The organism is Sandarakinorhabdus sp. (assembly GCF_031430775.1).
Classification (GTDB): domain Bacteria; phylum Pseudomonadota; class Alphaproteobacteria; order Sphingomonadales; family Sphingomonadaceae; genus Sandarakinorhabdus.
Genome location: NZ_JANPCD010000180.1, coordinates 1 through 9,509, shown reverse-complemented (window position 1 = coordinate 9,509; position 9,509 = coordinate 1). Strand labels below are relative to the sequence as shown.

The 9,509-nt window shown below is 64.8% G+C and carries 10 protein-coding genes and 1 tRNA gene; 6 read left to right on the top strand and 5 right to left on the bottom strand.

Translation table 11 applies throughout. From position 1 onward, the window contains the following. Together argC and RMQ73_RS11720 are read left to right on the top strand one after the other, a co-directional pair. On the top strand, positions 1–995 hold a 995-nt coding region (gene argC / locus RMQ73_RS11725), incomplete at its 5' end, for an N-acetyl-gamma-glutamyl-phosphate reductase (protein WP_310498433.1). Then, positions 992–1,534 (top strand): GNAT family N-acetyltransferase, encoded by a 543-nt coding sequence (locus RMQ73_RS11720; RefSeq protein WP_310498432.1) that lies wholly within the window; start codon positions 992–994, stop codon positions 1,532–1,534. The genes argC and RMQ73_RS11720, both read left to right, overlap by 4 nt. A 37-nt stretch (positions 1,535–1,571) precedes the next feature. Here the strand turns inward: RMQ73_RS11720 and RMQ73_RS11715 are convergent, their stop codons facing one another. The 4 genes from RMQ73_RS11715 to prsK form a co-directional block, all read right to left on the bottom strand. Next, positions 1,572–1,985 (bottom strand): holin family protein, encoded by a 414-nt coding sequence (locus RMQ73_RS11715; RefSeq protein WP_310498431.1) that lies wholly within the window; start codon positions 1,983–1,985, stop codon positions 1,572–1,574. Between the two features lie 141 nt (positions 1,986–2,126). Continuing rightward, positions 2,127–2,203, bottom strand: a tRNA-Pro gene (locus RMQ73_RS11710). Between the two features lie 58 nt (positions 2,204–2,261). Then, on the bottom strand, positions 2,262–3,620 hold the full coding sequence (gene prsR / locus RMQ73_RS11705; protein WP_310498430.1) for a PEP-CTERM-box response regulator transcription factor: 1,359 nt from the start codon (positions 3,618–3,620) through the stop codon (positions 2,262–2,264). Next, a complete protein-coding gene (gene prsK, locus RMQ73_RS11700) occupies positions 3,617–5,716 on the bottom strand; it encodes an XrtA/PEP-CTERM system histidine kinase PrsK (protein ID WP_310498429.1) in 2,100 nt (699 codons plus the stop codon). The genes prsR and prsK overlap by 4 nt, the downstream gene beginning before the upstream one ends. Before the next feature lie 143 nt (positions 5,717–5,859). Between prsK and RMQ73_RS11695 the strand changes: the two genes are divergently transcribed. Genes RMQ73_RS11695 through RMQ73_RS11685 form a run of 3 tightly spaced genes read left to right on the top strand, consistent with a single transcriptional unit; the run spans position 5,860 to position 8,863 of the window. Beyond that, positions 5,860–6,309 carry a MarR family transcriptional regulator gene (locus RMQ73_RS11695; RefSeq protein WP_310498428.1) on the top strand — a complete coding sequence of 150 codons (450 nt, stop codon included), beginning with the start codon at positions 5,860–5,862 and terminating at the stop codon, positions 6,307–6,309. Beyond that, complete coding sequence (locus RMQ73_RS11690; protein ID WP_310498434.1) at positions 6,309–7,331, top strand: HlyD family secretion protein; 1,023 nt, start codon at positions 6,309–6,311, stop codon at positions 7,329–7,331. The genes RMQ73_RS11695 and RMQ73_RS11690 overlap by 1 nt, the downstream gene beginning before the upstream one ends. Continuing rightward, complete coding sequence (locus RMQ73_RS11685) at positions 7,331–8,863, top strand: DHA2 family efflux MFS transporter permease subunit (RefSeq protein WP_310498426.1); 1,533 nt, start codon at positions 7,331–7,333, stop codon at positions 8,861–8,863. The genes RMQ73_RS11690 and RMQ73_RS11685 overlap by 1 nt, the downstream gene beginning before the upstream one ends. A 2-nt stretch (positions 8,864–8,865) precedes the next feature. On the opposite strand, the gene RMQ73_RS11680 is transcribed toward RMQ73_RS11685, so the two are convergent. Continuing rightward, positions 8,866–9,240 (bottom strand): hypothetical protein, encoded by a 375-nt coding sequence (locus RMQ73_RS11680; protein ID WP_310498425.1) that lies wholly within the window; start codon positions 9,238–9,240, stop codon positions 8,866–8,868. A gap of 56 nt (positions 9,241–9,296) precedes the next feature. Between RMQ73_RS11680 and RMQ73_RS11675 the strand changes: the two genes are divergently transcribed. Then, the coding region (locus RMQ73_RS11675) for a VOC family protein (RefSeq protein ID WP_310498424.1) at positions 9,297–9,509 on the top strand (213 nt) is incomplete at its 3' end.

Genomic DNA, 9,509 nt, shown 5'->3' with positions numbered 1-9,509 from the left:
ATACCGGGGCGGACCTGGTGCGGCTGGCGCTGTGGCATCCCGGTGTGGAAATCGCGGCGCTTTCGGCCAATGCCAAGGCCGGGCAGACCATGGCGGATATCTGGCCGCATATGGCGATGTATCCGACCCTGCCCCGGTTGGTGCGCGCCGAGGATATTGATTATTCGGCCATTGATGTGGTGTTCGGCTGCTTGCCGCATGCGGCGTCGGCGGCGCTGCTGTCGGGCATCAATGGCCCGGTGATCATCGATCTGTCGGCAGATTTCCGCCTCAAGGATGCGGACGTCTATGCCGATTGGTATGGCGGTGCGCATCCGGCCCCGGCCATGTTGCCCGGCGCTGTTTATGGCCTGAGCGAATTTGCGCGAGGTTCGCTGCCCGGTATGCGGCTGGTCGCCTGCCCCGGCTGCTATCCCACGGCCGTGCTGCTGGCGCTGTTGCCGTTGATGGCGGCCGGCGCCATCGGCCATGAGCGTATCACCATAAACGCGCTTTCCGGCGTGTCGGGCGCCGGGCGCGGGTTGAAGGAAGCCAACCTTTTTGGTGAAATTTCCGAAGCTGTGCACCCTTATGGCATCGGCCGGCACCGGCATATGCCGGAAATGGAGCAGGAACTGTCGCTGCGGGCCGGCAATCCGGTGACGATCAGTTTCACGCCGCATCTGGTGCCGATGAACCGGGGCGAGCTTGTGACCTGCGTGGTCGAAAGCCCGCACGGGGCGGAGGCGCTGCGGGCGATCCTGGGTGAGCGTTATGACGATGAGCCGTTCGTGCATCTCTTGCCCCCTGCCGTTGCACCGGCCACGCGGATGGTGCGCGGGTCGAACCACTGCGTTATCAATGCCTTCGATGACCGCGTGCCGGGCCGGGTGATCGTGATTGCCGCCATCGACAATCTGGTGAAGGGATCGTCGGGGCAGGCCATCCAGAACATGAACCTGGCGCTTGGCTTGCCCGAAACCATGGGTTTGGCGCAGGCGCCGCTGTTCCCGTGATCGAGACGCAGCGCCTGATCCTGCGGCCCTGGCGCGACGATGACCTGGCGCCCTTTGCCGCCATGGGCCGCGATCCGCGCGTCATGGCGCATTTCCCGACGTTGATGAACGAAGTACAGTCCAAGGCCATGGCCGTGCGGATCATGAACCATATCGGTGTGCATAAATTTGGCGCTTGGGCCATGGAAAGGAAATCCGACCGGCGTTTTATCGGGTTTTGCGGGCTGAGCAGGGTCGAATTCCAGGCACCGGTGAAAGACGAAATCGAGATCGGCTGGCGATTGGCTCATCAGTATTGGGGCCAGGGTTATGTACATGAAGCGGCGCACGCGTCCTTGGCGCATGGCTTCGAAACGCTGGCACTGCCCCGGATCGTCAGTTTCACGGTGCCCGGCAATACCCGCAGTTGGGGGCTGATGCAGCGGCTCGGGATGGACCGGGCGGAGGCGCTGGATTTCGAGCATCCGGCACTGCCGCCCGGCCATCCGCTGCGGCCGCATGTCGTTTACGTGAAGGCGACGCAAAGCGGCGGAAGTTGACGAAGTTGACGGTTTCGTGAGTTTTTTCGCGCCTGCCTTACTTGTCCACGCCTTTGACCTTCCCCCATTGCCGCGCCGCCGTATAGCCAAGATAGCCGGTGCCGAACAACGCATACAGCGGCTCGGGCAGGCCGTTGAGATAGCGTGTCATGCCGGTGGCAATATCGTGCGCCATCTGCGGCTGCACGGCCGCAATCAGTCCCATCGGGATCGACCAGAGCAGCAACGTGTACATGACATACAAAAAGCTGGGCCGGGCGCGGCTGGTCCATGGGTCGTTGCTGTTTGCCTCCGCGACGATGGCGGACAATTGCGCGTGCAGCAGTTCAAGCTCCTGGCCATTTTGCAGTTTGACCAGTTCCAGCTTGGCGGCGTCGCGCGCCTTCGGGTCGGGAATGAGTTTGTCGATCAGGCCGGCGATGGGGGCGATCAGCGCGCCAAATATACTCATGTCACAGTCTCCGCACAGTCAAACCTCGCCGGAATGGCGATGAATGCCGGGGCAAATTAACCCATTTGGTTTATGTAGGACAGGGCGACAGAGCGGCGGCTTTCGCCGAAACTGCCTTGACCTGTTGTGCTGGGGGCTAACTGGTCGGAGCGACAGGATTCGAACCTGCGACCCCTAGACCCCCAGTCTAGTGCGCTACCAGACTGCGCCACGCTCCGACCGAGCGGCGGACTTAGGGGAAGCAGCGGTTGTATGCAAGCGTGCTTGCGCGTGCCGCTACTCGATTCCGAACTGACGCATCAGATCGTAAAGCGTCGGCCGGCTGACACCGAGCAATTTGGCGGCGTTGCTGACATTGTTGTCGGTACGCGCCAGCGCCCGCCGGATTGCGACGCGGTCGGCGGCTTCGCGCGCTGCCTTGAGGCTCATGCCCGCTTCGTCGCTGGCATTGGCGAGATCGAGGTCGGATGCGGCAAGCCTGGTGCCTTCGGCCATGATGACCGCGCGCTTCATGCGATTTTCCAGCTCGCGGACGTTGCCCGGCCAGTGCCAGTCGGCGATGGCTGCCACGGCATCGGGCGTCAGGCCACGAAACTCGCGGTTGTTTTCTCGAGCAAAGCGCCCGAGGAAATATTGCGCCAGCAGCACGGCGTCGCCGGCGCGCTGAGCCAGCGTCGGAATACGCACAACGATTTCGGCAAGGCGGTAATACAGGTCCTCGCGAAAACGCCCGGTGGTGATCATGTCCTCGAGATTCTGGTGGGTGGCGCAGACGATGCGGACATCGACCGGAATCGGCTTGCGGCCGCCGATGCGTTCGATGACGCGTTCCTGCAGGAATCGCAGCAGCTTGACCTGGAGCGGCAAGGGTATGTCGCCGACTTCGTCGAGGAACAGCGTGCCACCCTCGGCCAGTTCGATCTTGCCCGGCTGGGTCTTGATGGCGCCGGTAAAGGCACCCTTTTCATAGCCGAACAATTCGGATTCGAGCAGGTTTTCCGGAATGGCGGCGCAATTGATGGCGATGAACGCCTTGTCCTTGCGCAGCGAACAATTGTGCAGGCCGCGGGCCAGCAGCTCCTTGCCGGTGCCGCTGGCCCCCAGCAGCATCACCGACACCTGCGCGGTGGCCACGCGCTCGATCATGCGGGCGACCTTGATCATTTCAGGCGCGGCCGTGACCATGCCGCCCAGCACGCTGTTGCCCTGGTTGCCGGCATCAGCCAGCCGGCGGTTCTCCGCCTCGAGGCCGGAGACATGGAAGGCCCGGCGCACGATCAGGCCAAGCTCGTCGATATCGACCGGCTTGTGATAGAAATCAAAGGCACCCATCGCAATCGCGCGCCGCGCGCTTTCGCGGGCGCCATGGCCCGACGCAACGATGACCTTGGTTGTCGGGCGAATCTGCAAGATGTCCTGCAAGGTCGCAAAGCCTTCGGAGACGCCGTCAGGATCGGGCGGCAAGCCAAGGTCAAGCGTCACGACATCGGGCTGGTGCGTGCGCAGCGCCTCGATGGCGGCCACGCGATCACCGGCAATGATGACCTCGTGATCCTCATAGGACCATTTCAACTGGCGTTGCAGCCCTTCGTCATCTTCGACGACCAGCAGCTTGGATTTGGGCAGGGAACTCATTGCGCGGCGATACCGCTCATCTCGGGCGCCAGCAATGGCAGGATGACGGTGAATGTCGTGCCCTCGCCTTCCTGGCTGGCAACTTCGAGGCGCCCGCCGTGGCTGCGGGCAATTTCCCGGGCCTCATAGGCGCCGATGCCAAAACCATCGGGCTTGGTGGAACGGAACGGCTGGAACAGTTCCTGCCGGATGAAGCGCGCCGACATGCCATGGCCGCGATCGGCGAGGGTCACGATGACCTCGCTGGCGGTGGTGCGTACGGTCAGGCTTATGGGGGCATCGGGGGCGGACGCATCCATGGCGTTTTGCAGCAGGTGCGCGAACAGTTGCTCGATGCGCCCGGCATCGCCGGAGATGACCAGCGCGTCGGCACTTTGATCTTTTGGCAGGTCGAGCGAGAGCCCGGCATGACCAGCGGCGCGGCTGCGCACCAGCTGCCGCAGCAACAGACCAAGCGGCACCGGACGCAGCGCGCCTTCGCCGGCGGTGCCGGCCCGCTGCGACAGCCAGCCGAGCAGGCTGTTCATCTTGCCGACCGAGCTTTGCAGCGTTGCCACCATATCAGCGCGGAAGGCGGGATTGTCGGCATGGCGTTCGGCATTGCGGGCCACAAGGCTGAGCTGCGAGACAAGGTTTTTGATGTCGTGCAGGATGAAGGCAAACCGCCGGTTGAATTCTTCGAAACGCTGGGCGTCGGCCAACGCGCTCTGGCTGGCGCTTTCGGCGATATAACTGCCGGCCTGGCGGCCAAGCGTCTTGAGCAGGTCGAAATCCTCCCAATTCAGCGGGCGCGGCACCAGGCTTTGCCGGATGATGAGGACACCGACCAAAGTCTCGATATGAATGACCGGCAGCAGCAGCCAGAGCCTGCGGTCGGCAACCAACCAACCCGGACATTCGAGCCCTTCATATTCCGCATCGCCGGCGCGCAGTCCATCAAGGTCGATGATGCGCGGGCCATCGGCCAGGTAGCGGATCAGCGGGCTGCCGAGCGGCAACGGCAGGATATCGCTGCCGCCAAGCTGCCACTGCGCCAGCGTGTGCATGGCATCATCCTCGGGCACCAGCAGCGCGCCGCCGGGGCTGTCGACCACGGTGCAAACCGCCTGCACGACGCGGCCCGTCAGGCCGGCCGCGTCGCCGGGCTGGGACACGGTGGCGATGAAACGCAGCCATTCATGGCGATAATCATATTTGTAGCGGAAGAAATTCTTGGCGATCTGCACCCTGAGCCAGGCACGCGAGCGCGGCGAAAACAGCACCACGGCACCGGCGATCACCATCGCCGACAGGAACGTGACCTGCAACAGCGCGCCCCAGTCACCGCCAACCAGTTTCAGGCCATAGGCCAGCACCGACATGGCGATCAGATAGAAACCGACGCCGGAAAAGGCGACCGACTGGAACACCACCTGCCGCGAGACCCGCGCCCCGCGCAGCCAGCTGTCGCGCGTGGCAAAGATCAGCAGAGGCACCACCAGCGTGTCGACCGCGCCGCGAATATTGTACAGATCGGGCGAGGCCGGCGGCAGCAGGAACGCCAGCGTGTAGAAATTGAGATCATACAAGAACAGCCCGGCCAGCGCGATGGCCAGCAGCCGCAGCCCGTTGCGGGTGCCGACATCGCTGCCGATGTACAGGTTGTGCGCCAACACCAGCCCCGTGACCGACACCGCGATACGGGTGACCAGGAAGAACTGCGCGGCAAGGTCGGTCCCGCCGTTCAGCGCGCCGCCGGTGGCGCCCAGCAGATCGACCACCATTTGCAGCGTCAGCACAAAGCCCAGCACGCCGCCGACGACGAACGAGGCCCGCCCACGCGCCTGCCCCTGCCAGACCGGGCGCAGCAAATGCAGGAGCAGCCCGATCCAGGCTGCGACCTTGACGGTCTGGAGCCGAGAAATCCATGGCGCGAACGAGAGGTCCACCAGCATGGCTGCGACAAACGTCGCAGCCCAGAGCGCGGTGACCGCCGCCGCAGCAGCAAGCCAGAGATTGAGCGCCAGACGCTGGCGCCAGACAGCAGCCACCGTCAGCCCGGCAAAGCCAAGGGCGGCGATGAAATGGCTGGCCAGACCGACGTCCGTTAACAGCATGAAAACTCTGCCCCGCGCATCATGGCCGGCAGCAAGGCCGCTGGCGCCTGCCACAGTAACCGCGCCGGCGCTGCGGCGCCAGACCGCAACTTGCTGCTTGTCATCACGTTGCTGATGATAAGCATGTATGCTAATCTGCAAATATGTCCGATGCCCTGGGTTTTCTGCTGTCTGATTGTGCGCGATTGCTGCGCCGGCGTTTTGACGCGCGGGCGCGCAGCATCGGTGTGTCGCGGCCGCAGTGGCGGGTGCTGTTTGCACTGACGCGGGCGGAAGGCGTCAACCAGGCGATGCTGGCGGACATTCTTGAAGTGGAAACCATCACGGTGGGCCGCATGGTCGACCGGCTGGCCGATGCCGGGCTGGTCGAGCGGCGGCCCGATCCGGACGATCGCCGCATGTGGCGCCTGTTCCTCACGTCGCACGCGCAGGCGTTGCTGGAAGACCTGCGCGCCGTGGGCGAGGAAGTGCGCGCCGAAATGATGCAGGGCATTAATGACGATGACGCCGAGCGGCTGGCCGGCATGCTGACCCTGCTGCGGACCAATTTGTCCGGTCGCGCGCCCTTGGAAGACAAGGTGGTGACCCTGTGATGCACGCCCGGCTCGAAAAATCTCCCGCTACCGCCCGCGTCTGGCGTCAGCGCGCGTTGATGCTGTCGGTGCCCCTGCTGGTGGCGGCGGTCGGCGTGTGGATGTGGCTGGCGGCGCGCGGCACCGTCAGTACCGACAATGCCTATGTGCGCCAGGACAAGGTGGCGATCAGCAGCGATGTGTCGAGCCGTATCGTCGACGTTCTGGTCACCGAGAACCAGCCTGTGAAAATGGGCCAGGTGCTGATCAGGCTGGCCGACCGGCCCTTCCAGATCGCGCTGGCGCAGGCGCAGGCCAATCTGGCCAGCGCGCGGCTGCAGGTGCGCGAGCGCAAGTCCGGCACCGGCAGCAGCGCCGCCGGCATCGCCAGCGCGCGTGCGGCACTGGATTTTGCCCTTGTCGAACTGGCGCGGCAGCAAAAGCTGTTCAGCGACGGCTTTGCAACCCGGGCGCGGGCACAACAGGCCGAATTTGCCGTCGCCAGCGCCCGTGCCGAGTTGGCCCGCGCCACCGCAGTCAATGCAGAGGCGCAGGCAGCCGCTGGCGAAGCCGTGCCCGTGGACACGCACCCGCTGGTGCTGGCGGCCATGGCAGCGCGCGACAAGGCGGCATTCGACCTGTCGCGCACCATCATCCGCACGCCCACCGATGGCATTGCCACCCAGACATCCAAGGTGTTGCGCGGCCAGGTCATGCTTCAGGGCGTATCGGCGCTGTCGGTGATGGTCGCCGGCAGCAGCTATGTCGAAGCCAATTTCAAGGAAACCGAGATTGAGGACATGCGCGTCGGCCAGCGCGCCAAGGTGACGCTCGATGCCTATCCGTCCACGCCATTGACCGGCCGCGTCGCCAGCATCGGGGTCGGCACCGGGGCCGAATTTTCAGTGCTGCCAGCGCAAAATGCCACCGGCAACTGGGTCAAGGTCGTGCAGCGCCTTCCGGTGCGGATCGTGCTTGATCCGCAAGACAAGGTGCCGCTGATCGCCGGCTTGTCGGCCAGCGTCACCGTCACGACGCGCTGATGGCCAGCATTGCGGCAGCAGCGCCCGAGCGCGGAGCCGCATCGCCGCTGGCGGTAACGTTCATCGTCATGATCGGCACCTTCATGACGGTGCTGGATTCGACCATTGCCAATGTCGCGCTGCCGCACATGCAGCCCAGCCTGAATGCTGCCGCCGACACCATCACCTGGGTGCTGACCAGCTATATCGTCGCCACCGCCATCGCCATTCCTCTGACGGGCTGGCTGGCGGCGCGGATCGGGCGGCGCACGTTGTTCCTGTGGTCTGTCGCGCTGTTCACGGCGGCCTCGGCCCTGTGTGGCCTGGCGCAAAGCCTGGAACAGATGGTGGCGTTCCGCATCCTGCAAGGCGCGGCTGGGGCGTTTCTGGCGCCGCTGGGCCAGGCCTATGTGCTCGATGCCTGGCCGCCGGAAAAACACGGACCTGCCATGGCCTGGTGGGGGGTCGGCATCATGGTCGGGCCGATATTGGGCCCGGTCATCGGCGGCTGGCTGACCGACAGTTTCGACTGGCGCTGGGTGTTCCTCATCAATTTGCCCTTTGGCATCATCTGCTTTGTGCTGGCCGCCGCTGCGTTGCCGCAGCCGGTGTTGCCGCAGCGGCGGTTCGACATGACAGGCTTTGCGCTGCTGGCCGTCGGCGTCGGCGCGCTGCAACTGTGCCTTGATCGCGGCCAGCAGCTGGATTGGCTGGACAGTTGGGAGGTGCGGATCGAAGCCGGCGTGGCCATCGCGGCGCTATGGGCATTCGGCGTGCACAGCTGGCTGGTGCCGGCCGGTCTGCTCGACCAACGCATGCTGCGGGACAGCAATACCGTGACGGGGTTCCTGTTCATCACGCTGACGGGGCTGTTGCTGGTGGGCACCACCGCGCTGATCCCCACCATGATGCAGGCGCTGTTCGGTTATCCGGTCATCACCACCGGCATCATGCAGATGCCGCGCGGCGTGGGCATGATGATCACCATGATGCTGGCCGGGCAGTTGGTCGGGCGCGGCGCCGATCCGCGATTGATGATCGGCGCCGGGTTTTTGATGACGGCGGCGGCACTGTGGGGGATGAGCCTGTTTTCGCCCGAACAGTCCGCCTGGCCGTTCGGCGTCACCGGCTTTTTCCAGGGCGCCGGGCTGGGGCTGGTGTTCGTGCCGCTGAACACCATCGCCTTTGCCAGCCTGCCCATGGCGCTGCGCACCGATGCGTCGGCGTTCTTCATGCTGCTGCGCAACCTTGGCGGCTCGGTGGGCATCAGCCTGGGGGTGGGCATATTGGCGCGGCAGATGCAGGTGGCGCACGCCGATCTGGGCGGCAACCTGTCGCCGTTCGAAGTGCCATGGGCCGATGCCGGGCTGCTGCAGGCGCTGGGCGGCGATGCCATCATCGAAATGCTCGACCTGACCGTAAACCGCCAGGCGGCGATGGTGGCGTATATCGATGTGTTCCGGCTGATGGCGGTAGTGACGTTGTGCTTCCTGCCGCTGCTGCTGCTGCTGAAAAAGCCCAAATCGGCCGAAGTGGTGCATCTGGCGGATTAGGTTCAACCCACTGGCGGCGGCACCAGCCCGATGAGGCGAAGGACAACCGCCTGCACAGCCATGACCATCAACCACCAGCCGCATTGGCGCAGCACGCTGCGCCAGCGCTGCCTGACATGGCGCAGCGACACCGCCAGCACCGGCACGACAAAGCCCAGCCAGATGACAAAGGCGCTGCCGATGGTCATCACCCAGACGCCCCCCTTGGGCGGCGCAAGGATCAGCGCGCCGGCCAGAATGGCGCACAGCCATGCGCAGGCGAAAAACGCCGTCAGCCAGCCACCGGGGCTGCGCGGCCGGTCGATGGCGGACGCGGCCAGCAAGCCGGCAATGTTGGCGGCCAAAATCGGCAGGGCATTGAGCCAGATGTAGATCATGCCGGCATCTTGCCCGCGCGCGCGCCGCGTGCAAGTGCGGGCACAAAGGGAGACGAATGATGGACGATTTGCCGCCGCCGCTGCTTGGCCGCCTCAACCATGTCGGCATTGCCTGCCCCGACCTTGATGCCGCCATCGCCAACTATGCGCGCCTGTATGGCGCGAGCGTCAGCCGGGCGCCGTTCGACATGCCGGAACAGGGCGTGCGCGTTGCCTTCATCGATGTCGCCAACAGCCAGCTGGAATTGATCGAACCGCTTGGGGACGCC